A 23,718-nucleotide genomic window follows, 5' to 3' on the forward strand; every position below is an offset into this window, starting at 1 on the left:
TCAAATCTTGACCTCTAAGGTCAAATAGAAATTACGATTAGGTGAGGGAATTATTCCTGGACCAGGATAACCCGTAGCCCTTCTGGTAAAGTAAATATTATCCAATAAATTATTTACCCCAGCTTCCAGCTTCAAGTTTTTAAACTTATAAGAACCCGAAAAATCCAACACATCGTAGGCAGGAATAGCACCAATCACACCGCTTAAATTGCCTTCATTGGCATTGGTGGCATCCGTAAATTGATCGGACAGATAAGAATACTGTAAACTGGCCAAGAAATTTTTATAGCCCAGCTTGACACCTGTCTTAAAATTGACCTCAGGGATAAATTCGACCCGATTGCCTTCTATACCGCTTTCTTCAGATCGTAAATACTCAGAACCGACCAGAGAGGTATTGAAGAAAATAGTGGTAATCAGTTGGTCTTTTTGAAAGATCAGTTGGTTCAAATCCAATTCCACCAGACTTTCCAGACCGTAAATGAAGGCATCCCCTACATTCGTACGCTGACTTTTCACCCTTCCGCCATCATCCACAAACGGACGGAATCCGATACGGTCATTATAAAATAGACCAAATACACTGGCGTCATAGGAAATGGACTTATCAATGGTTCCTCTGGCCCCTAAGTCGGCGGTAAAACCTCTTTCATCAGCAATGTCGGGATCAATCACAAAAGCTGGGTTGACGGTACTGATATCTGTATAGGTAACGGATCTATAGTTTTGTGATACGTTGGTGTAGAGTTCGAGTTTAGAATTGGGTTTATAGCTGGACCCAAGTCCTAATAATACAAAGCTGCGCTCATTGACTAGGTTTTCATCAATACGCTCATTAAGGATCACATTTCCAGCAGCATCAAAACGTACTAACCTTCTAAAACCGTCACTTTCAGTTTTGATAAACTCAAGCCTGAATCCTGGGGTCAATGACCATTTATCGGATAAATAGAAAATATTCTCTCCAAAAAATGCCAGGTTCAGGTTGGGATAGATAAAGGAATTTTGGTTGGGATAATTGGGATACTGATCGTATTGAAAATCAAAATTGGCATCACTGCCGTCGCTTCCGGGTCCTTGCTGACTGGTGTTATCTGCTTTATAAAATTTTGATCCCAGTAGAAAAATCGCCTTTTTACCAGCAACTTGATAGTCTCCAAGTAACTTGGCCTCAGCACCAAAATTGTTGAAATCACCTTTGATCAAATCCCGCTCTTCTCCTGCATCCACCTGATCCACCCTGTTGGTACGGAATCCCAACGCATTACGGGCGGCATCCAGCCCAAACAGGTTCAGAGAAAAGTTAGTACGCTCTGAAAACTGGTGGTCTAATCTCACATTGTACAATAACCAATCTACTTCAAACCAATTCCTGGCGCGATTACTCTGGAACGGATCATCACTAAACTGTCGATCGTTGAGTCCGCCAGCTTGTTGAGCCAAATAATGCAGATAGGTCAACTCGGCACTGAGGTGAGTTTTTTCAGAAATTTTATATCCTAGATGTCCAAAATAATTTTGAGACTCAAAGCCAGAATTGGGTCTAAATCCATCCCCTCGCTTGTAATTGAAAAAAGTATAGTAGCTAAATCGGTTGGATGTACCACTCAGGCTGGTAAAATTGGTATAAAGCCCATTACTTCCCAAGGTATTTCTAGTGATTAATTCAAAAGCTTTTGAAGGGTTCGGCTTTTTCGTGACAAAATTGACAAGCCCGCCAAACTGGGTTCCATATTGAAGGGATGCGGCTCCACGAATAATCTGAACGCTTTCCAGTGATTCAGCAGGTGGGGCATAGTAGCTTTCGGGATAACCCAATACATCTGCACTGATATCATATCCATTTTGTCGGGTATTAAAGTTGGCCGTACGATTGGGATCCAGACCACGGCCTCCGATATTGAGTTGGAGTCCGGCATCATCATTTTGATAGATATTGAGGCCAGCAACCTGGTTAAAGATTTGTCGGGCATTGTTGGTTGCTAGATTGGCCGTAGAATTTTCCAATAGAACCACCTCGGTTTTTTTACCTGCGTAGATGGCAGTGCCTTCCACATCTTTAAGGCGTTCCAATTGAAAAATCTTTTTTTTACGAGCGGTGATCTCTATTTCGGTCAAGGTTTCTGAAAGTGGTTGCAGGCGTATAGTCGCCGGGAGGGTTCCTGAAGCAATGGTGGTTTCCAACACCTGGTAATCATAGGAGAAAAATACCACTTCCAGACGCTCGGCTGGATGATCAAAGACAAACTTTCCTTGAGCATTGGTAGTCGCTAGTGGGCCGGCATTTTTTTGATACACCACTACATCTTCAACAGGCTGATTGGTGACCGCATCTACCACAATTGAGTCATAGGTGTTTTGGGCGTTGAGCCCAATAAAACAACACATTGCCAACACTAAAATTTTATAATCCATCAATTTCTTCTTCAAAATCCAAAATCCAATTCTTATGCGCCAGTGATTCCTCTATCGCATATAAATCCACGCTGTCATCAATAAATGGCCTGCTCATTCTTCCATTGAGGGCGACATGACTGTCAGCAAATACCTTAATTCCATCATAACCTTGCCCAGTAAAATGGTCTCCCAAATAATGCGCATACTCCAATATAAAATCAGGCTGAAAGCTCATCTGTTTTTCTTGGAGTGGCGTGAGAAAATCAGCATTGTTGACGTAAAAAGATCTTCCGCCGGCGTCCTCAATCCTGAATTGGGTATGTCCCATTTTTTCCATCAACATCACTCGCCAAGAGAACCTATAACCTTCTTCCGTCCAGAACAGTTCATCTGGATAGACCAGGTAACGCCAGGGCAAGAGTAATTGTACGGCAAAGAACACCACCACTACTGGAGCCACAATACTACTGGAAAGTCTTAAAGGAGCAGGTTGATTGTTTCGCTTTCGCGAAAGCGGTAAAAATAAAAAGCCCAAAGGTTTTAATACGCGTTTTAGGAATCCGATGAAACGTTCATGCCATTGAGGAGAAAAGAAGATCAAAGTACTAACGATCATGACGTAAGGAAACATGCCGATGGGAAATAATACGCGAGTGAGCACGTGAAAAACAACAACCGCTATAAAGGCGAAAGGTCTGGTTTTTTTGTACAGCAGCAGAAAGGGAATACTCAGGTCATATATCATTCCTGACCAAGAAAAGGCATAGGCCACCCATTGTTGTTCCATCAGCTCACCGAGCAAAGGCAGATCATATTTGGAAGGCAACCATATCCTTAAGGGCATTGCTCTGATCAACCAATCCGAATTGATCTTGGCTAAACCAGCATAAAAATAAACAATACCCAGCATAAGCTTGATGGTATCGACCGACCATTGCGGAACCTGTGGCACTTTAAATACAGCGATTCCTGTGCGCCAACTATCAATGGAAAAGTATTTGTGCAACGGAAGGAAGATCATCAGAAAACTGATCGCGCTGATAAAATAGTAATGATTCAAATAAGTGGTTTTGTCCATTAATTCGATATAGGTAAAACTGAGAAAGAATACCAACATCGACCAGCGATATTTAAACCCAATAGCGATCATCAAGGCTGCCAGACCGCAAATGACAAATAAGCCATAGGTCCATTCCCCTATAGGTTTTACCCAGGAAAAGCCATAGTAACTAAAATGGAATTGTGGATCTATATAAAGACTTTGGATCCAGCCTTTGGCCCAGAATCTAAGGATACCGTAGAACATCATCAAACCAAACCCAATACGGAATACCGCCAGGGGAGCGGCAGAAGTTTTGGCATTTAGATATGTTTTCAGGGAAGTTTTCATCAAATGAAACGAGCTGCAAAAATACTTGATCACCAAGGTTTCTGCAGCTCGATTCGTTTATTTATTCATGATTAATCACCATCGGCATCCACATAATCTACACTGATGTTCAAAGTTTGCAATAGATCTACCTTGAGTAAGACTACGGCCCGTTGCAACTCGTCGTAGGTTCTGGTCATCATTTGGTTACTGGTACTGATTTGTTCAGAAAAATTATCATCCAACTGGTTCATCTGACTTCTGGCAACCCCTAATTGGTTGTTGATGGCAGCGGTCAAATCCTCAGAACCATTGTTATTTCTCAAGTACGTGGCATAGCTAGCATAACTGGGTCCGCTACCCATTCCATTAAAAGCACGGCCGTTAAAGAAAGCCTCAGAAGCATGTAGAGCAGCCAGTGATAATTGTTTAGACAATTCACCACTGTAATAAGCTTCTACCCTGTCAGGCAATGGGGTCGTTGAAAATACGCCTGCAGGAATACCGATCTTGTTGGCCCGCAAACCTTTTTCGTAATAAAAGATAAAGTCATTGATCAGCAGATTCACCGAACTGGTAGCGGTGTTACCTGTGCTATTGACAAATTGGTCCCGGTAGCTTCCATTCCAGTCATCTAAAACTACATTAGATAGTTCCAGCATGCGATCGATGAGATCTGCCAGGTATTGTTTGCGATTTTGTGCATCGGTTGCAGTGGTATATGCTGTAAGTATGGCAGTTTCATCCTGTCCGACGCCAAAAAGTAGATAATCCAACGCCGGAAAACCAACAGCATCGTTATTGTTTGGGATGGATAAATCGTAAGTACCGCTGGCAATATTGTTATTAATATCGGTTACGTTAGTCGGATAAATATTCATTTGAAAAGCATAGAGAATTTCTTCTGCCTTGCCAATGTTAAACATTTCTATATACTGCCAGGTCATATAGGCATCCAACCAATGGGTGCGTAAACTAGCCAAGGTCGTTGTATTTGGTGTGGCAGTAAAATCCTGCTGTGCCAATTGTAAGTCTTCCAGATCCTCGACGAGTTGGGTCAACGCAGGAATAATGATGTTATCGGCTGCATTTTCAAGCAAGGCTTTTCGGTCAAAGTCGTCTGAAGTCGACCCTCCATCATCTGTGCTTTCTGAGCAAGCGAGAATTAGAAAGATAGCCAGTAAGGGCAATAACAAGTTTCTCAATTTCATCTACTTTATTTTTATTGGGTGGCAAAGGTATGGAACCATTGCTATTCTGATTTGTTTTATCATCAATTTCCAGTCAAGCCTTTATTCGGTTAAGTGGACAACTTTCTCCCGACATCACCGCTCTCGTAGCTTGAGAGTGCAAGTCCAAACTGTTTGACAGGCCTTTGCATTTCAGATCAAAAGCCTTTTATTTTCGATTAGTTGGCCGCCTCAGCCACGGTAAAGCTATATCTGCTGGCAATCTGACTGGACATGGCCTCCAAAGTTGCCGGAGTTAGGTCCCAAAAACCATTGTTTTCCATTAGGGTAGACAAAAAGGCATCCACTTCGGCTTTAGAAAAATAAGGACTGTTGGTTCCTGGTTGTCTGGTAAACTGCAGGCTATAGATAAAACCATATGCCTCTGATAACGCATGAAAAGCGCGGGCAGGATCTGTATTCAGATCATCCTTAGCATCTTCCAGGTAGTACACGGCACGAATGGCTGGGATCATTGAAATCTTTTCTCGGATGATTTCGGCTTGTGCATCCCGTAACTCATAATCATTAGCAACAATAGCAGCACGTCCCAGTTTAAAGGCATCAAATATATCGGTGTCGATACCGGCAAAATCTGCATCGGCCTTGACACGTTCAAGGTATTTACTTAAAAAGCTATCCTGGCCCAGACTTGGATTTGCAGGTGTAGCTTCGGCTCCATAGAGATATCCGTAAGCTTCATCCCATTTGTGTTCCATGACGGTATAGTTTTTTCCTTCGGCCACTACTTTTTGTCCATTCTCCATACGGTTATCCGCTTCATCCAATACTGTTGGGCTGAGATAATTATTGAGTATTTGATCCATCATCAAAGCTCCGAGCAATGATTTGGCGTAAGCCTGATCGTATTCTAGACCTTTGGCGCTGATATATCTGATGGTTCCTCCTCCCGCTTGTTGCAATTGCCCCGGAGTTCCTGGGCTTGCCGTATTCCCCCAGGCAGGAAATACCTCATTAGCCTGACCGGCGATAAATCCGTCAAAGTCAGCTTTGATCGCCGCAGCATCGGTAGAATTGGCTGAAAAATAATCTGCACTAGCCGCTGTTTTACTGCGTAAATTTTTGTCGGAGTCATTGAGACTTCCAACAGAAAAATCCTGATTTCCCTCTTCATGAGCAAACATCGCGTCTAGGGTTGCCTCATCCAAGTTTGGATTTTTTAAGGCAGAATTCAACTCCTCGGCCATGGCGATACGTGTGGTCTGACCGCTGAAGTTGACTGTTGAATTGTTATCTCTTTCAAAGGTATAGGTGGCTGGCGCTTCTACTAAGTTGTTGACAGAAGATCCTTCATCCTCGGAACAGGAGGCCAGTAGTATGGCTCCCATTAACAGAGCGCTGTAAGTTTTAAGTTGGGTCAATTTCATTATATTTTATTTAGACTAGATATAAATAAGATTGTTAGATGACCGCAAATATAAAACCCTTATTTAGATTAAATAAAGATAAGAGTTCGGGATTTCGATTGATATTTATTATCGATTACTCCTCCAACATAAATGTATTATATGGAATAATTCTAAATAACTAATTAAAACGCTGAAGGTTTGAGATTTACACCAAATAGACAAAGACCCCTCTCTATGGATTCTGTAACAGATACAGATTTTGATACATTAGACGCCGATCTTGTCAGCGACAAGTTGGGCTTCAAAAAGCTGTGTAAAATAGGTTTTGATTTTTTCTTTCACCTCTACCATATCAACTTCACGTTTGAGTTCGCTGGCCAATGATGTCACCGCTTTATCATCAATTCCACACGGAATGATATGGTCAAAGTATCCCAGATCCGTATTCACGTTGAATGCAAAACCATGCATAGTGACCCAACGACTGGCCCTTACTCCCATGGCGCATATTTTTCTGGCAAAAGGTGTTCCTACATCTAACCAAACACCGGTTTCACCAGGACTGCGCTGTCCTTCCAGGCCGTAATCTGCTAAAATTTTGATGAATATTTCTTCCAAAAACCTGAGATACTTATGTATATCAGTAAAGAAGTTTTCTAAGTCAAGAATAGGGTAACCAGTAATTTGACCCGGACCGTGATAGGTAATATCTCCTCCCCTATTGATTTTATAAAAAGTAGCTCCGATTTGATCCAGCATTTGTTCGTTGGCCAGTAAATTATCTAAATCGCCACTTTTACCCAGGGTGTAAACGTGTGGATGCTCGACAAATAACAAATGATTGTCGGTGTCTAAACCAGCCTCTGCTCGACGGTTTTTGATTTTGGTATCCAGGATTGCTTTGAATAGCTCTTCTTGGTAATCCCAAGTCTCCTTATAATCCTTCAATCCCAGATCCTGAAAACGCACCCTTTTGTTCATGGTACAAAGGTAAGTGTTTGGGTCGGGAAACATGGAAGACCCAAGTTGTCTTTTACATCTACAAATAGTGGTAAATCTACTGGTACATACCCCAAAAGTAAGCTTGCGTCATCGGTCAGGATTGTTAAGAATGATCAAAGCCGCGATCACACCAGGAATCCAACCCAGTAGAGTTAAAATAAAAACGATAATAATGGAACCACAGCCCTTACCTATGACCGCAAGGGGAGGGAAAATAATGGTCAGAATGACCCGCCAGATACTCATGAAATTGGTTTTGGTTGAAATTGAACTATACTGTATAGACCTTGCAACAGGAATTTTGTTACAAGATACCTATTTCACCAAATCATTTTAAGATCCTTGTAACATTTTGATTAAAGTATTCACTAACAAAGCGAACGATAAAATTTGATCTGATGATTCTTAGTTTAAAAAATCTCTCCAAAACATATAGCAATGGTGTGAAGGCACTCGATAACATCAACATAGACATACATGCGGGCATGTTTGGCCTGCTCGGACCAAATGGTGCCGGAAAATCTACATTGATGCGCACCATCGCCACACTACAAGCGCCAGACAGCGGTAACATTCACCTGGACGGTCTGGACATATTAAACAATAAGATGGAATTCAGAAAGACCTTAGGCTATTTACCTCAGGAATTTGGGGTATATCCCAACATGAGCGCCCATGATTTACTGCATTATTTTGCCACCCTTAAGGGTATTACCAATACATCCGAACGCAAAGCTATTGTAGACAAAGCCCTGGAAGTGACCAATCTCAGTGATGTACGCAAAAAGCATGTCGCTGGGTATTCTGGAGGAATGAAGCAACGTTTCGGGATCGCCCAACTCTTGTTGAACAATCCAAAATTGATCATTGTGGATGAGCCCACTGCAGGACTTGACCCAGCAGAACGTCATAGATTCCTCAATGTATTAAGAGAAATAGGAACCAATCACATCGTTATCTTCTCTACCCACATTGTGGACGACGTCAAGGAACTCTGTACCTCAATGGCCATCTTAAATGGCGGGCAGATCTTATGCCAAAGCACTCCTTCACAATTGGTGCAGGAACTGGATGGAAAAGTTTGGCAAACTACCGCAAGTCGTGATCAAGTCGAACTCTTACAAAAGCAGTACAATGTCATCTCTAGCAGTTTTAATGACGCTAATGATCTCAACGTGCGGGTCTACTCCGATACCTTGCCAGGTGAAGGTTTTGTACCTGCGCAAGCAAGTCTAGAAGATGTTTATTTCACCACCCTCAACCAGCATGAGGAAGTACCAACCCCTCAAATCGCCTAAATATGTTTGTTACCATTTTCTCACATGAGTTTCGGACTTGGTTAAAAAAACCTTTGTTCTACATTTTTACTATTATTTTCTTCTTGCTGGGTGGATTGATCACTTCCATCGCAACTGGAGTCTTCAGCAGTGATAATGTCACTGTGACCAGTAATTCCTATATCAATAGTCCATTGGCAATTATGGGACTGCTGGCCAATATGGCTTTGCTTTGCTATTTATTAATCCCATCCTTTACTGGTACCACGATACACAGGGATTTTAAAAATAATATGCACAACCTGTTATATTCCTATCCAATCAAGAAATGGGAATACCTTACCGCCAAATTCATGGCTGGCTTTAGCATCAACTTGTTGGCTATCGCTGCTTTGCTATTGGGTTTAATGGTAGGAACTTACTTACCTGGTGCTGAACCTGAACTGGTAGGCCCCTTTCACCTCTGGTATTATATTCAGCCATTTTTGGTGATTATTGTTCCCAACGTATTGTTTTACAGTGCGATTGTGTTTGCGATTGTCACCTTTACCAGGAACATGAACATTGGCTTTATGGCCATCTTAACCCTCATTATCATTCAATTGATCACTACCTCATTGGTGGATCAGGTGGATGATCCATTCTGGCTGGCTATGGCAGATCCTTTGGGTAATGTTGCCATGGTTGAAATGACCAAATATTGGACGCCGGTGGAACAAAACGAACTCTTGATTCCGTTTTCTGGTATGATGTTATGGAATCGACTATTATGGTCTGGTGTCTCCTTACTTATTCTTGCAGGGATTCTCGCCAGATTCAAATTTGCTCAACATGCGATTGGTTTTGGTAAAAGCAAAAAGTCTAGTCGACTTACCAAGGAAAATATCAGTAGCGTGGCCAGGGTGATTATGCCTAGTGTAACCGCTAATTTTTCGTTGACTGGACAGCTCAAGACGCTCTGGCACCTGGCCAAGAACAATACCCGATATATTTTATTCGGATGGCCCTTTATCATTATAAGTTTCTTGGCAGTTGCGCTCACATTTGTGTTAATGTTCAACACGGGTATGCTCTATCAAACCAGTATTCTTCCCAAAACCTGGGTGATGCTGGGAGAGCCTTCTACCTATATCTTCTTATTTAGCTATCTATTGATTCACTTATACGCTGGTTTCCTTATGGACAGATCCAAAGCCGCGCATATCAATCAAATTGTAGATGTTACTCCCACCAAAAACTGGATATTCTTGGGCGCTATGTTTATCAGTTTATTTTTGATGGTGGCTGCACTTCAAGTGATTTTAATTTTGTGTGGTGTAGTTTATCAAAGCATCCAGGGCTTTACCGACTACCAGATCGATCTATACCTTTTCCAGGCTTTTCTGATTAATGTCTGGAGTTATGTTCCCTGGATCTTCTTGGCCTTGCTGGTTCATACCTTGGTCAAAAACAAATGGCTGGGTCTAGCCATACTCTTGATCGTTGCTGTTGCCATACCTTTATTACAAGGCGCCATAGGTGTATCCCAGCAGATATATGATTTCAACAGTACGCGTGCCCCCAGCCCATCAGACTTTACTGGATACGGAATAGGGCTTATCACGTACTACACCTACCGGGTGTATTGGATCTTGCTGGCATTGATATTTTTTGTTGTTACCCTTATTTTTTACCGACGTGGAATGGGCACAAATGTCCGTGGTCGTATCGCTTTCGCGAAAGCGAGAACTACCCGCCCCTTGATCATATTTTCTAGTATATGCTTGCTGGCATTTCTGGGAATAGGTTCGTATATCTGGAAGGTGAATAATATTGATAATGAACTACTGACTGGGAAGGAACGGGAGTTAAGACGTGTAGAAGCAGAAAGGGAGTTGGGTAAATACGAAGGAATTCCGCAGCCCAGATTGGTCGCAGTGAATACTTTTATGGACATATTTCCAAAAACGCGTGATTTTAAAGCTGGGGCCACCTATACCATGATCAACAAACATGAAGTGGCCATCGACACTTTACACGTGAACCTCACTAGTTATCCGACAGAAATTGAATTGGACCGAGGCAGTGAAATCGTGTATGATAACGAGGATTATGATTACCGCATGTACCGACTTCAACCGGCCCTACAACCTGGAGACACCCTTATCTTCAAGTTTAAGATTCATAATAAACCCAATAAATTCTTAGACAACAACTCACCCGTATTGTCCAATGGTACATTTATCAATTATGCGGTCTATCCCTCGATCGGATACAACGATGGTTATGAACTGCGCAACCCCAAAGTGCGCAAAAAATATGACTTGCCTGAAAAAGATAGATTGCCTTCACCATATGCCGATGGCGCTACAGATAACAATTACATCAGCAACTATGGCGACTGGATAGATTTTGAAGCCACCTTAAGCACGAGTGGTGATCAGATGGCAATTGCACCTGGGTATTTGATCAAGGAATGGAAAGAAGATGGCCGTAATCATTTTCATTATAAAATGGATTCTAAAATGGTCAACTTCTATTCATTCCTCAGTGGGAAATATGAAGTTACCCGTGAAAAATATAAAGGTGTGAACCTGGAAATTTATCATCATCCCGAACATACGTACAATGTAAACCGAATGATGAACGGACTAAAAAAAGGATTGGATTACTACAATGCCAACTATACCCCTTACCAGCATCGTCAAGCCCGGATCATAGAGTTTCCTAAACAGATGGGTAGTTTTGCCCAGGCATTTGCCAATACTATACCTTTTAGTGAAGGCATAGGTTTTATCGCCAATGTGGATGACGAAGACCAAAATGTAGTAGATTATCCGTTTTCTGTCACTGCACACGAACTCGCACATCAATGGTGGGCACATCAAGTGATTGGTGCCAAAGCCAAAGGCGCTACGCTACTATCAGAAAGCTTATCAGAGTATAGCTCGCTCAAAGTCTTAGAAAAAGAAAATGGTGCTAACCAAATGCGCAACTTTCTCAAGGATGCCATGGACTCCTATTTACAGGGACGTACTTCTGAAAGCATTAAAGAAAATCCTTTGATGTACAATGAAAACCAACCATATATCCACTACAGGAAAGGATCGGTAGTATTGTATGCCATGAGCGATTATTTAGGAGAGAAAAAATTTAACGATGTAGCCAAACGCTTTGCGGAAAAATATAGGTTTGTAGGACCTCCTTATCCCACTGCGCCCGAATTTGTCGAGGACTTGAGAAGCGTTACACCAGACTCTTTACAGTATCTGATCAAAGATATGTTTGAAACGATCACGCTCTATGACAATGAAGTAACTGAAGCTACTTATGAAGCCAAGACTGATGGCACCTATCAAGTGAATATCCAAGCATTGGTCAGCAAATATAGATCCGACAAAAGGGGAGAAAAAAGCTATGCGAGTGTACAACGTGATAGTCTGAGCTATACAGGGGACGACAAGGAAAAGACGTTGAATTCGCTACCGCTGGCCGATTATATCGAGGTAGGAGTTTTTGGAGAAGAAAATCCAGAAACGGGTGAGGAAGAAGTGCTTTTTCTAAAAAAACTTAAGGTAAGTGATATTCAGAACAATTTTGAAATCACAGTCCCTGCCCTACCTGTCGAAGTAGGTATAGATCCGTATTATAAGTTGATTGATCGCGATCCACTAGATAATCGTAAATCGCCTAAAGAAAAAAAGCAGGAAACCGACACCGCTGATTGATCCAATTGATCTAGAAATAAAAAGCCTTTCTTGTGCAGTTTCATGTGTAAGAAAGGCTTTTTCATGCTGTGGTTTTAACAGAGCTATCACATCAAGCAACATCTCCTGTTGTACCTTTAGTTGAACATGAAAGTACTACTCACTGGAGCCAATGGCTATATCGGCGTGCGCTTATTGTATGAACTCCTTAAAAAGGACCATGAAGTGGTGTGCGCGGTACGCAGTGCGTCAAGATTGTCGGTTCCCGATGAGATCAAAGAGCAGGTTGAGATTATCGAGATAGATTTTTTGAAGGATGACCATCAAGATGCAATTCCCAAAGACATCGAGGCTGCCTATTACCTGATCCATTCAATGAGTTCGAGTACGGAAAACTTTGACCAAATGGAAGCCGATAGTGCGCAGCACTTTGTTGATTTGGTCAATGCCACCGACTGCCAGCAGGTCATTTATCTGTCTGGAATTGTGAATGAGGAACAGCTGAGTAAGCATCTGCTTTCGCGAAAGCGGGTGGAAGACATCCTTTATGAAGGAAAATTTCACCTAACGGTACTAAGAGCCGGGATTATTGTAGGCAGCGGGAGTTCGTCTTTCGAAATTATACGTGATTTGTGCGAGAAATTGCCAGTCATGATCACGCCAAAATGGGTCAACACCAAAACACATCCCATCGCCATACGTAACGTCATGAGCTTCTTAACTGGCGTCCTGGGTAATAAAGAATCTTTTGACCAGAGTTTTGATATAGGCGGAAAAAGTATTTTGACCTACAAGGAGATGATGCTACAATATGCTGAAAAACGCCAACTCAAATTATGGATGATCACGTTACCAGTTATGACGCCAAAGCTGAGCTCGTATTGGCTCTATTTTGTCACCAGCACTTCTTTTAAATTGGCTAGAAATCTAGTGGACAGCATGTCTGTAGAAGTAGTGGCTAGTCCCAATGACCTCGCTGAACGATTGGCCATACCTTTATACACTTACCAGGAGGCTTTAGATATGGCTTTCGCCAAAATTGAGCAGAACCAGGTCGCCAGTAGTTGGAAGGATTCCATGGTCAGCGGCAGATTTAAACGCAATTTGAACAAATTCAAAAAAGTGCCTTCTTATGGGTGTTTGAAAGATGCACAGCAACTCAAAACCAAAGATGCTGACGCTGCATTGGAGCGTATTTGGTCTATTGGTGGTAGAAATGGCTATTACTATGCCAACGGATTGTGGAAAATCAGGGGCTATATCGACAAATTGTTTGGTGGAGTGGGATTGCGTAGAGGACGAACCAACCAAACCACCATTTATGCAGGTGATGCGTTGGATTTTTGGCGGGTATTGGTGGCTGATCGCACTGAGAAACGCTTGTTGTTATTTGCCGAAATGAAGGTTCCAGGTGAGGCTTGGCTAGAATTTGAAATCGATGAAGACCAGGTTGTTCACCAAACGGCGACTTTCAGACCACGCGGACTTTGGGGCAGGTTGTATTGGTACAGTATGTTGCCTTTTCACTATTTCATTTTTGCTGGTATGATCCGACATATTGCCCGCGGAAAATAAGCAATTCCATGGGGCAGGTATTCTTAGTTGCCCAGTGTTTATCTTAGAATTGATAACCCTTCAAATCCGCTTGTAAATCAACATAGGTAGGATGAACAACCTTAATTTCCTCAATACTATTGTCCAAAGAAGTAGAGAAATAGCCGTTTACGTCTGTAATTACTTCTTGTTCTGCTGTAGCAGTTTTGATATAAATAGAGGCATTTTTAATCGGATCTCCCTTTTTGGCATCAATAACAATTCCTCTGATGGTTGCTGTAGTGTACCTTTCAATCTCCAATCGCATCAAAGAACGATCTTTATTATCCTTGGTTTTTGATACCACCAATTGCGGATAATCCTTGCCTGCAATGGTGAGTAATGAAGTATCCGGGGATATATTTTTTTTGGCACTACAAGCTGTAGCTAACAAGACCAGCATCAAGAGGTATAAAATATTCTTCATCATCACTACATTTAAAATTAACTTACATCTGTTCAGGTACCTCAATACCCAACAGCCCACAAGCGCTCTTGACTACCAAAGCAGTCTTATAAGCCAACATCAATCGGAATTGCTTCAGGTCTTGGTCTGTTTCTTCAACGATTTTAGGCACGTTTTGATAAAATGAATTGAATTCCTTGACCAATTCATAAATGTAATTAGCAAGCAAAGCCGGACTGTATTTATCGGCTGCATTTTGAATGACCTCTGGATATTGCTGCAAAGATTTGATCACGGCCGTATCTTTCTCCGTCAGCGACAAATCTGTTGCTGCCGTCAGATTTTGATGGTCAAATCCTGCTTTATCAAGTATAGATTTGATACGGGCATGGGTGTACTGTATAAACGGCCCTGTGTTCCCTTGAAAATCAACAGACTCTTCTGGATCAAACATCATGCTTTTCTTAGGGTCAACTTTGAGCATAAAATATTTAAGGGCACCTAGTCCAATCATGTTGTACAAGGATTCTTTCTGACTCTCAGAAAGTCCGTCCAATTTACCTTGCTCGTCGGCGATTTGACGAGCGGTATCCGTCATTTCCTGCATAAGATCATCAGCATCCACCACGGTTCCCTCTCTGGATTTCATTTTCCCTGAAGGCAGTTCCACCATCCCATAACTCAGGTGATACAAGTTAGCTGCCCATTCAAATCCCAGTTTCTTTAAAATTAGAAACAAAACTTTAAAATGGTAGTCCTGTTCATTACCGACTGTATAAACCATGGCATCGATATCGTGGTCCTTCACACGCTGGATCGCTGTACCTATATCCTGTGTCATATACACAGCAGTTCCATCGCTGCGCAAGACCAATTTGCGATCCAATCCATCGTCGGTCAGATCTATCCATACCGAACCGTCCGGATCTTTTTCAAAAACACCTTTGTCCAATCCGTGTTGTACCACATCTTTGCCCAAGAGATAAGTATTGCTCTCGTAATAAAGACTGTCAAAGTCCACTCCCAGGTTCTTATAGGTGACGTCAAAACCATCGTAAACCCACTGGTTCATCTTTTCCCATAAAGACACTACTTCAGGGTCACCCTTTTCCCATCGCTGTAGCATTTGTTGCGCTGCAATCAGGGAAGGTGCTTGTTTTTTAGCTTGCTCTTCGGTTTTTCCGTCAGCTACCAAAGCTGCTATTTCCTTTTTGTATTCCTGATCAAATCTGACATAGTAATTCCCTACGAGCTTATCCCCTTTTAATCCTGAAGTTTCAGGAGTTTCTCCATCACCAAACTCTTTCCAAGCCCACATGGATTTACAAATATGTATACCACGGTCGTTGATGATTTGAGTTTTATTCACCTTTCTACCTGTAGCTTGAATGATATTGGCCACGGCATAACCCAACAAATTGTTGCGAATATGCCCCAGGTGCAAGGGTTTATTGGTGTTGGGCGAACTGTATTCTACCATTACGCCAGGAAGATCCTCCTTAATTTTTTGGATGCCATAATCAGCTTGAGCCAAGATAAGATTAAAGTCTTCCAGCAAGGCATTATCGGCCAAACTGATGTTCAGAAATCCTTTGATCACCTCGATCTCGCTGACCAAGGTGGTATGCTCTTGTAAATATGCACCGATTTGTTCACCTATCACGGCGGGATTGCCTTTGATGTGTCGCAACATTGGAAAAACCATAATGGTAAAATCTCCTTTTTGGTCCTTTCGCGTAAGCGTAATCTCTACGTCTTCAAGGGTGACCGAAAAAAGGCTCTGTACAGCTTCCTTTGTTTTTTGTTCCAGTTGTTGGATCAGCGTCATAACGGCAATTTAAGCCTGCAAAGATAGGAATTATGAAAGGCTTAACCCGTCGTGGGGACTAATAAAGTAACTTTGAATTATGCTGCACAACGTCTCTTACAACAACCCAAAAATCGATCGCGTCATCAAACAAGAAGTAGGCGGCATCCTCACACTAAAAGAACGTTGGAAACTCAAGGGGTCTGGTTCGCCCAAACTGTTGATAACCCAAGCCAGTATACAAATTCATAATTTGATGGTGATGGACAACAATGCCAACAACTGCAATATTGAGATCCGACAAAAAGGAATAATAGTAAGGTTCAGGTCGTTGTTGGAAACTTATGCCCTACCTATACCTTTCTATAAGTTGACCTTATACAAAGGGCTGGCACAGGAATACAGTATTCATCGGGACAATTATTTTGTCAAGATAAAAGCAGATCAGCAACGCATACATCAATTTTTTGACAAGCTGCAATGGTTTAAAGCAGACCACGGCTATGACCAGGTTGATGATTTATAAGCGTCTTTTATCGCCAACTTACACGCAGATGAGCGATGTGTAAATGAGCTGACTCTACACCCAATCTTTGTTGGTTCTATAGACCACACCTTTGAATAAAGCTACCAGCTCTTCTCCTCTTTTCACCTCGACAATATGAAAACCCAGTCTGTTCTTGGGTAGATCCAGAGTGCAGGTGGCCGTGAGGAAATCTCCAGCTTCCAAGGCTTCAATGTGATTGATACTGGACTCTATGGAAAGCGCATATTTCCCGTGGGTATTGGCGGTAAAACCAAAAGCTGTATCTGCCAAGGAATAGGAAATACCACCGTGCGCCTTCCCCATGCTGTTGAGCATTTCTGGTCGTACTTGCATTCCTAGAGATACCTTACCTACCTCAACCGACAGGATTTTGATTCCCAGCCAGGTAGAAAAAGGGTCTTTGGACAACATATGCTGCGGAATTTGAGTAGCTTCCATCATCTAAAATTGGCTTAGTTTTTTTGTTGTATTGTAGTTTCGCATGGTACAGTCCACAACCAGTTTACGTTCAAAAAACGCATTGGTCAACTTGGTTTTCCCAAAACCTGTCCCGCAATAAAAATATAGAATGTCATTGTCGATAGCGAATTTTTCAATTTCACTGGCATAGGACATCACCTCATCAATTTTCTCTTGATCGGGAACATTAGACAGAAATCCAAAACTCATGAATCTAGGCTCTTCTAATGTTTCCAGAGCATAAGGATTGTTGGCTAGTATCTGTACCAGGTCAGCCTGTTTCCGAATCATTACAGGTACCTCCAGTTGGAAATTGTTACGTAGTACATCCTGTATCTTAACTTTTAGATCAGACGGGTTGTCAGCGCTTTCTATATGAACATTACCGCTTTGGATATACGTGCGTACTCCATGATATCCAGCCTCTTCAAGAGCTGTCCTAAGATCAGCCATCGGGAGTTTATTCTTCCCGCTGACGTTGACACCTCTCAAAAAAACAATATACGCAGTCACGATAACTCAAATTCTTGCTGGTTTTTGTCCATACGCCTCAAAATGGGCGAGCATCGGTACCTGTCCTCGCGATACAGGTCATACAAAATATCCATTTGTTGAACACACCAGGCCAGTCCTTTTTCATTGGCCCAAGCTAGCAGACCTTTTGGGTAGTTGACTCCTTTGGTCATGGCATTGTCGATGGCATCTGCGGTGGCGATGTTGAGAAACAAGGCATCTGCCGCCTCATTGATCAGCATGGCCAGCACTCTGTTTTGGATATTTTCCAATAAGGCTGGAGATTTGTCAGGGCTCGCTTTCGCGAAAGCGCGGTCACTTTCAGCTTCGGTATAATCGTAAAAACCTTTTCCGGTCTTACGCCCCAACCATCCAGCTTCTACCAGTCTTTTCTGGGTCAATGAAGGTTTATATCTGGGATCAAAATAAAAAGCAGTAAACACGGTTTCGGTCACTACATAATTGACATCATGGCCTATATAATCCATCAATTCAAAAGGTCCCATTTTAAAACCCAATGATTTCATAGCAAAATCAATGGTGGCGATACTGGCCTGACCTTCCTCGTAAATACGAAGGGCCTCGGCATAAAAGGGCCGAGCGACTCGGTTCACAATAAAACCTGGGGTATCCTTGGCTACAGCGACCGTTTTGTTCCAGTTTTGGATCGTTTCCACAATCGTATCGGTTACTACTGGATTGGTTTGAATAGCAGGGATGATTTCAACCAGTTTCATGAGTGGCGCAGGATTAAAAAAGTGAATTCCTATACATCTTCCTGGCTGGTGAAGTGAGGCAGCTATACTCGCCATACTCAAGCTGGAAGTATTAGAGGCTATGATGCAATCCTTTCCAACTACTGACTCCAGCTGTTGGAACAATTTGGTTTTGACTTCCAGATTTTCCACAATGGCCTCAATGATCAGGTCACTATCCGCCAGTGATTCCAAGTTGTCTGTATATCTGATATTTTGCTGTATACTGTCTTTTTTTGCCGTATCGATACGACCTTTTTCTACGAGTCGGTTGAGGATCTTGTCCAAAGCAGTTTTGGATTTTTCCAACTGTTCCTTTGATCTGTCCATCAATCGAACCTGACAACCAGCCGTGGCGGCTACCTGCGCAATACCGCTTCCCATGGTTCCAGCTCCGATGATCCCTATTTTATTAATACCCATAAAGTTTTAATCTGATTGTATATTGTTGGCTACAAAGATTCATTGGTCAGGTTTCTATTTCCCTTTGAATACAGGTTGGCGTTTTTCTACAAATGCGCTTACACCTTCCTGATAATCTTCGGTTGAAGCACTTTCGATCTGTAATTTTGATTCTAAGGTCAACTGTGCCTCTAAATCATTGGTCATAGAAGCATTTAAGGCCTTTTTGGTATTGGCCAAAGCGATGGTAGGCAATTGTGCTAATTGATCGGCCGTTTTTTGAAAAGCGGATTCAAAGTCGTCTGATTTTTCCACTTTATAAATCATTCCCAATTTTTCGGCTTCGACGGCACTTATTTTGTCCGCCAGCATCATGGCTGCACTTGCCTTTCCGAAACCAATCAGACGCGGAAGAAAAAATGTGCCTGCACTATCCGGAATTAATCCAATTTTTGAAAAAGCTTGTATAAATGCTGCCCGCTCTGAAGCAATGACCACATCGCAGCACAAAGCAATATTGGCTCCCGCGCCCGCTGCCACACCATTGACCGCAGCGACGACAGGTTTTTCCAATTGACGTATTTTCATCACAATAGGATTGTAGTGGTCATCCAAAATAGCTTTAAAACCTGGATTCAGTTCAGGATCAGTAATTTCCTGGATATCCTGACCGGCACAAAAAGCTTTCCCAGCGCCCTTAATTATTACCGCACGCACATCATCATGAGTCGCACATTGATCCAAAGCATCCTGCATGGCATGGGCCATTTCTTTGTTAAAAGAATTAAATACTTGTGGACGATTAAGGGTAATCGTAGCCACAGCATTGTTGATTTGAAATTGAATGGTGTCAGACATAAGTTATTGGGTAAGGAATATCGAGCCACTAGGTATTGGGCACGGCTCATTTTATTTTAAACATTTAAAGTAATCAAAAGGCTCCTGGCAATCATTGCATTGGAACATGGCTTTGCAGGCGGTAGATCCAAACTGACTTACCAGCCTAGTATTTTTTGAACCACAATTGGTACAAGCTACTACTTTTTCACCGTCCAATAGTGCAGCTTTATCAGCCGACTCCTCCAATGGGGCAGCGACTCCGTATTTTTCCAAGGCTTGACGGCCTCGTTCCGTAATCCAATCAGTGGTCCACGGCGGACTCATCACTAGAGCGATATTGGTCTGGTAACCCGCTTTCGCGAAAGCGCGTTCCAAATCATCCCCAATCACATCCATAGCTGGACAACCGCTATAGGTAGACGTGAGTTTGATATGCACCTTCTGCCCATCTCGCTGTGCCTCCCTGATCACTCCCAGGTCAATCACATTGAGCACGGGAATCTCTGGATCCTTTACAGATTCCAAAATGGGAAGTAATTCTTTATCGATGTTGACATCCATGGGGCTCAGTTGAAGAATTTAATTTACCAGCGACTATTGGGGTAGGTACGTTGCATGTATTGCATTTCGGCCAGGATTCTACCCATGTACTCGCTGTGCATTCCTTTTTTTCCGCCTTTTTGAAAGTATTCTACTTCTGGGACTTTGAGGGTCGCCGTTTCCAGCAATTGTTCTACTTTTTCATAATAGTATTCTCGCAATTGCAACATGTCGGGCGCAACCCCTGCTTCCATCATCGCTTTACTGGAGGCAGTAGAATGGAAGAGTTCGTCTGTATAAATCCACAGATCATCTACGGCCTGTTGCACCCTATGGTGACTTTCTTCTGTACCATCACCCAATCGTTTTAACCAATCGCCTGAAAAACGTTCATGGTAGGCAGCCTCCTTGATTCCCTTAAAGGCTAGAGATCTTAAGGTTTCATCAGCACTTTGTTGCAAGGCGTTGAGAAACATTCTATTGTACACGTCAAAAAAGTACTGTCGGACGATCACATATCCAAAATCCGTGTTCGGCTGCTCAACCAACAGCACATTTTTATATTCACGTTCCTTGCGCAAAAATGCGATATCATCTTCTGTGGTCTGATTGGCTTTTAATTGAGCGATATACTGATAAAAACTACGCACCTGACCCAAAAGATCCAAGGAAATATTGGTGATCGCGATATCAGGTTCTAAGTTGGGGCCATGGCCACATAACTCACCTAGACGTTGACCTAGGATGAGATAATTATCTGCCGTTTCTAACAGGTAATTAATCAAGTGCTCTTTATTTTCCTCTTGGGTAAGGAATGTAGGGTTTAATTCTTTAATAGGTTTCATGATACTGTGTTCAAGAAATTGATAGATGCATTATAGCAGCGTAATGATGAAAAGCAAGTTCCACATCCAGCGGTCTCCATTAGACATGCCACCGACTACTGCTTGTTGAAACAATGTGTGGCAATTTCCTCAAGCTTCTACATGTGTTTTACCTCATCTGGCAAGTCGTAAAAGGTGGGGTGACGGTAAACCTTATCATTGGCGGGTTCAAACAACTCAGCACTCTGATCTGGATTGCTAGCCGTAATATGTTTACTTTCCACCACCCAGATGCTCACTCCTTCACTGCGTCTGGTATATACATCTCTAGCGTTATTCAGTGCCATTTCTGCATCTTCAGCATGTAGGCTTCCACAATGTCTGTGTTCCAGGCCATTTTTTGAGCGGATAAATACTTCCCACAATGGGATCTCATTTTTCATAAGGTCAGATTTTGACGGTGTTTCAACCAATTTTGTTATTAAGCTGACTTGCTTTTTCGATCATTTTGTTTGCGGGCATAGGCTGTGGCTGCCTCGCGTACCCAGGCACCATTTTCCCAAGCATTTTTTCGATCTTCAAGGCGTTTTTTATTCATCGGGCCATGACCCTTCACTACTTGCCAAAACTCGTCCCAATCAATTTCACCAAAATCGTAATGGCCAGTTTCTTCATTCCATTTTAATTCAGGATCAGGAATGGTCAAGCCCAGAATATCAGCTTGGGGTACGGTTTGATCAACGAACTGCTGGCGCAACTCATCATTGGTTTTTCTTTTGAGTTTCCACTTCATCGATTGCTCGGTATGTGTACTCGCGGCATCTGTAGGCCCCAACATCATCAGCGAGGGCCACCACCATCGATCCAATGCATCTTGCGCCATTTGCTTTTGTTCTTCCGTTCCATTACACAACGACAACATGATTTCATAACCTTGGCGCTGGTGAAAACTCTCTTCTTTACATACCCGAACCATAGCTCTGGCATACGGACCAAAACTGGTGTTACATAAGGGTACCTGATTAATAATTGCAGCACCGTCTACCAACCATCCAATGGCTCCTATATCCGCCCAGGTAAGTGTTGGATAATTAAAGATCGAGGAATATTTGGCTTTCCCGGAATGCAGGTCTTCGTACATCTGCTCCCTGGAGATCCCCAGGGTTTCACAGGCGCTATATAGATAAAGTCCATGACCCGCCTCATCCTGTACTTTGGCCAACAAGGCTACTTTACGACGTAGGGATGGCGCTCTGGTAATCCAGTTCCCTTCTGGTAACATACCTACAATTTCTGAATGTGCATGTTGGGAAATTTGGCGTATATGGGTTTTGCGATACTTTTCAGGCATCCAATCTTTCGGCTCGATTTTTTCATCTGCCGCGATTTTTGCCTCAAACTGTTCTTCCAAATTTTTTATTTCTGCTTCACTCATTTTTTTGTGTTTTTAAGACCATTTGACAAGGTCAATTCAACAATAGATGGATGGTTGATGGGGTAACTGCGCTTTCGCGAAAGCGAATACCGACTACACATCATAATCCACCACTAGTTTTTTACTGGTTGGCACGCTGACACAACTCAGCACAAATCCTTTTTCTACTTCCTCTTCGGTCAGTGCATAATTTACTTTCATTTCCACGCTTCCTTCCCTCACCTTGCACTTACAGGTACTGCAAACACCACCTTTGCAAGCAAATGGTAAATCTGCTCCTGCGGCAATAGCTGCATCCAGCACATTATCATGGTCCTCGCCCAGGACAAAATGAAACTCTTTACTTCCATCGATCACTGTAACATCGACACCGTCTACCTTTTTCTCCAAAGCTTTGGCAGCTCTGGCCTTATCCTCTTCACTTAAACCACTGACAAAAAGTTCAAAATGTATATTTTCCTTTTTCATTCCAGCAGCTACCAGTTCGTCACGGATCAAAAAGATCATTTCTTCTGGACCACAAATAAAAGCGTGATCTGTATGCGGGGCATTGATCAAGGTTTGGGTTAGCACCTGTAATTTTTCCTGATCAAACCTCCCGTTGAACAAAGGAATATCCCGGTGCTCACGACTCAAGAAATAAAATACCTCCAATCGGTTGAAGTATTTGTTCTTCAAAGCCTCCAACTCTTCCTTAAATATAATGGATTTAACGGTGCGATTCAGGTAAAATAACTTGAATTTGGCATGAGGCTCTTGGGCCAAATGAGTTTTGATGATACTAAGCATAGGGGTAATACCACTACCCGCAGCAAAGGCGATATAGTTCTTAGCTTCGCTCTCCGCCTCACAGTCGATCCCAAAATCACCACTGGGAGCAGCAACTTGTAATCGGTCACCTGCCTTGAGCTCACGATTGGCATAAGTGGAGAATTTACCATCAAAAATCTCTTTTACCGCCACTTTCCATTCATCATCAAGCGGACTGCTACACAAAGAATAGCTACGACGGACGTCTTCTCCGTTGATTCTAGCTCTTAAGGTCAGAAATTGCCCCTGTCGAAAACGAAACTCTTCTTTGAGTTCATCTGGAACATCAAATGTAAGGACCGTGGTATCATTGGTCTCTTTATATACATCGCTTAATTGAATATCGTGGAATCTGCTCACAGTAACTTGGTCGTTTAATCCATACAAAACTAACACTTGTTAGTTTGATTTCAAAATTGGTTGAAATTATGCAATAGCACTCATCAGCCTACTTTAG

The 23,718-nt window shown here is 42.4% G+C and carries 21 protein-coding genes; 4 read left to right on the top strand and 17 right to left on the bottom strand.

Features of this window, described 5'->3' with window-relative positions:
- The 6 genes from EGM47_RS11940 to EGM47_RS11965 all read right to left on the bottom strand — a co-directional run bounded on the left by EGM47_RS11940 (nt 1) and on the right by EGM47_RS11965 (nt 7,613).
- Nucleotides 1–2,415 (bottom strand): TonB-dependent receptor domain-containing protein, encoded by a 2,415-nt coding sequence (locus EGM47_RS11940; protein WP_124981049.1) that lies wholly within the window; start codon nt 2,413–2,415, stop codon nt 1–3.
- On the bottom strand, nt 2,405–3,787 hold the full coding sequence (locus tag EGM47_RS11945) for an HTTM domain-containing protein (protein WP_124981050.1): 1,383 nt from the start codon (nt 3,785–3,787) through the stop codon (nt 2,405–2,407). Before EGM47_RS11945 ends, EGM47_RS11940 begins: the two co-directional genes overlap by 11 nt.
- Nucleotides 3,788–3,858: 71 nt before the next feature.
- The gene (locus tag EGM47_RS11950) at nt 3,859–4,977 is read right to left on the bottom strand and encodes an imelysin family protein (protein ID WP_124981051.1); all 1,119 of its coding nucleotides are present in this window, start codon (nt 4,975–4,977) and stop codon (nt 3,859–3,861) included.
- Between the two features lie 197 nt (nt 4,978–5,174).
- Nucleotides 5,175–6,383, bottom strand: coding sequence for a DUF4856 domain-containing protein (locus EGM47_RS11955; protein ID WP_124981052.1), 1,209 nt, complete (start codon nt 6,381–6,383; stop codon nt 5,175–5,177).
- A gap of 249 nt (nt 6,384–6,632) precedes the next feature.
- On the bottom strand, nt 6,633–7,346 hold the full coding sequence (gene lipB / locus EGM47_RS11960) for a lipoyl(octanoyl) transferase LipB (protein WP_124981053.1): 714 nt from the start codon (nt 7,344–7,346) through the stop codon (nt 6,633–6,635).
- A 108-nt stretch (nt 7,347–7,454) separates the two neighbouring features.
- On the bottom strand, nt 7,455–7,613 hold the full coding sequence (locus EGM47_RS11965; protein ID WP_124981054.1) for a YqaE/Pmp3 family membrane protein: 159 nt from the start codon (nt 7,611–7,613) through the stop codon (nt 7,455–7,457).
- Nucleotides 7,614–7,765: 152 nt separating this feature from the next.
- Between EGM47_RS11965 and EGM47_RS11970 the strand changes: the two genes are divergently transcribed.
- The 3 genes from EGM47_RS11970 to EGM47_RS11980 all read left to right on the top strand — a co-directional run bounded on the left by EGM47_RS11970 (nt 7,766) and on the right by EGM47_RS11980 (nt 13,905).
- A complete protein-coding gene (locus EGM47_RS11970) occupies nt 7,766–8,665 on the top strand; it encodes an ABC transporter ATP-binding protein (protein ID WP_124981055.1) in 900 nt (299 codons plus the stop codon).
- 2 nt (nt 8,666–8,667) lie between these two features.
- Nucleotides 8,668–12,351, top strand: a complete 3,684-nt coding sequence (locus EGM47_RS11975) for a M1 family aminopeptidase (RefSeq protein ID WP_124981056.1) — start codon at nt 8,668–8,670, stop codon at nt 12,349–12,351.
- Nucleotides 12,352–12,477: 126 nt separating this feature from the next.
- Complete coding sequence (locus EGM47_RS11980) at nt 12,478–13,905, top strand: SDR family oxidoreductase (protein ID WP_124981057.1); 1,428 nt, start codon at nt 12,478–12,480, stop codon at nt 13,903–13,905.
- Nucleotides 13,906–13,948: 43 nt separating this feature from the next.
- Here EGM47_RS11980 and EGM47_RS11985 read toward each other — a convergent pair whose 3' ends face one another.
- Nucleotides 13,949–14,353: a peptidase associated/transthyretin-like domain-containing protein gene (locus EGM47_RS11985; protein ID WP_164510880.1), complete on the bottom strand. Its 405-nt coding sequence runs from the start codon at nt 14,351–14,353 to the stop codon at nt 13,949–13,951.
- Nucleotides 14,354–14,372: 19 nt separating this feature from the next.
- On the bottom strand, nt 14,373–16,157 hold the full coding sequence (gene argS / locus EGM47_RS11990; RefSeq protein ID WP_124981059.1) for an arginine--tRNA ligase: 1,785 nt from the start codon (nt 16,155–16,157) through the stop codon (nt 14,373–14,375).
- Nucleotides 16,158–16,236: 79 nt separating this feature from the next.
- Between argS and EGM47_RS11995 the strand changes: the two genes are divergently transcribed.
- Nucleotides 16,237–16,662: a hypothetical protein gene (locus tag EGM47_RS11995; protein ID WP_124981060.1), complete on the top strand. Its 426-nt coding sequence runs from the start codon at nt 16,237–16,239 to the stop codon at nt 16,660–16,662.
- 54 nt (nt 16,663–16,716) lie between these two features.
- On the opposite strand, the gene EGM47_RS12000 is transcribed toward EGM47_RS11995, so the two are convergent.
- From EGM47_RS12000 to paaE, 9 genes are all read right to left on the bottom strand, one after another.
- Nucleotides 16,717–17,121, bottom strand: a complete 405-nt coding sequence (locus tag EGM47_RS12000; RefSeq protein WP_124981212.1) for a PaaI family thioesterase — start codon at nt 17,119–17,121, stop codon at nt 16,717–16,719.
- Nucleotides 17,122–17,124: 3 nt separating this feature from the next.
- Nucleotides 17,125–17,655: a DUF1697 domain-containing protein gene (locus tag EGM47_RS12005; protein WP_164510881.1), complete on the bottom strand. Its 531-nt coding sequence runs from the start codon at nt 17,653–17,655 to the stop codon at nt 17,125–17,127.
- Nucleotides 17,652–18,833, bottom strand: coding sequence for a 3-hydroxyacyl-CoA dehydrogenase NAD-binding domain-containing protein (locus tag EGM47_RS12010; RefSeq protein WP_124981062.1), 1,182 nt, complete (start codon nt 18,831–18,833; stop codon nt 17,652–17,654). Before EGM47_RS12010 ends, EGM47_RS12005 begins: the two co-directional genes overlap by 4 nt.
- Before the next feature lie 54 nt (nt 18,834–18,887).
- Nucleotides 18,888–19,670 (bottom strand): enoyl-CoA hydratase-related protein, encoded by a 783-nt coding sequence (locus EGM47_RS12015; RefSeq protein ID WP_124981063.1) that lies wholly within the window; start codon nt 19,668–19,670, stop codon nt 18,888–18,890.
- A 51-nt stretch (nt 19,671–19,721) separates the two neighbouring features.
- On the bottom strand, nt 19,722–20,213 hold the full coding sequence (gene paaD, locus EGM47_RS12020) for a 1,2-phenylacetyl-CoA epoxidase subunit PaaD (protein ID WP_206052170.1): 492 nt from the start codon (nt 20,211–20,213) through the stop codon (nt 19,722–19,724).
- A 23-nt stretch (nt 20,214–20,236) separates the two neighbouring features.
- On the bottom strand, nt 20,237–21,037 hold the full coding sequence (gene paaC / locus EGM47_RS12025; RefSeq protein WP_124981065.1) for a 1,2-phenylacetyl-CoA epoxidase subunit PaaC: 801 nt from the start codon (nt 21,035–21,037) through the stop codon (nt 20,237–20,239).
- Nucleotides 21,038–21,174: 137 nt separating this feature from the next.
- The gene (gene paaB / locus EGM47_RS12030) at nt 21,175–21,459 is read right to left on the bottom strand and encodes a 1,2-phenylacetyl-CoA epoxidase subunit PaaB (RefSeq protein WP_124981066.1); all 285 of its coding nucleotides are present in this window, start codon (nt 21,457–21,459) and stop codon (nt 21,175–21,177) included.
- Between the two features lie 38 nt (nt 21,460–21,497).
- Entirely contained in the window at nt 21,498–22,451 is a 954-nt protein-coding gene (gene paaA, locus EGM47_RS12035) for a 1,2-phenylacetyl-CoA epoxidase subunit PaaA (protein ID WP_124981067.1), read from the bottom strand.
- A 93-nt stretch (nt 22,452–22,544) separates the two neighbouring features.
- Nucleotides 22,545–23,621 carry a 1,2-phenylacetyl-CoA epoxidase subunit PaaE gene (gene paaE / locus EGM47_RS12040; protein WP_124981068.1) on the bottom strand — a complete coding sequence of 359 codons (1,077 nt, stop codon included), beginning with the start codon at nt 23,619–23,621 and terminating at the stop codon, nt 22,545–22,547.
- Nucleotides 23,622–23,718 lie beyond the last annotated feature (97 nt).

This window comes from Nonlabens xiamenensis (assembly GCF_003865345.1).
Classification (GTDB): domain Bacteria; phylum Bacteroidota; class Bacteroidia; order Flavobacteriales; family Flavobacteriaceae; genus Nonlabens; species Nonlabens xiamenensis.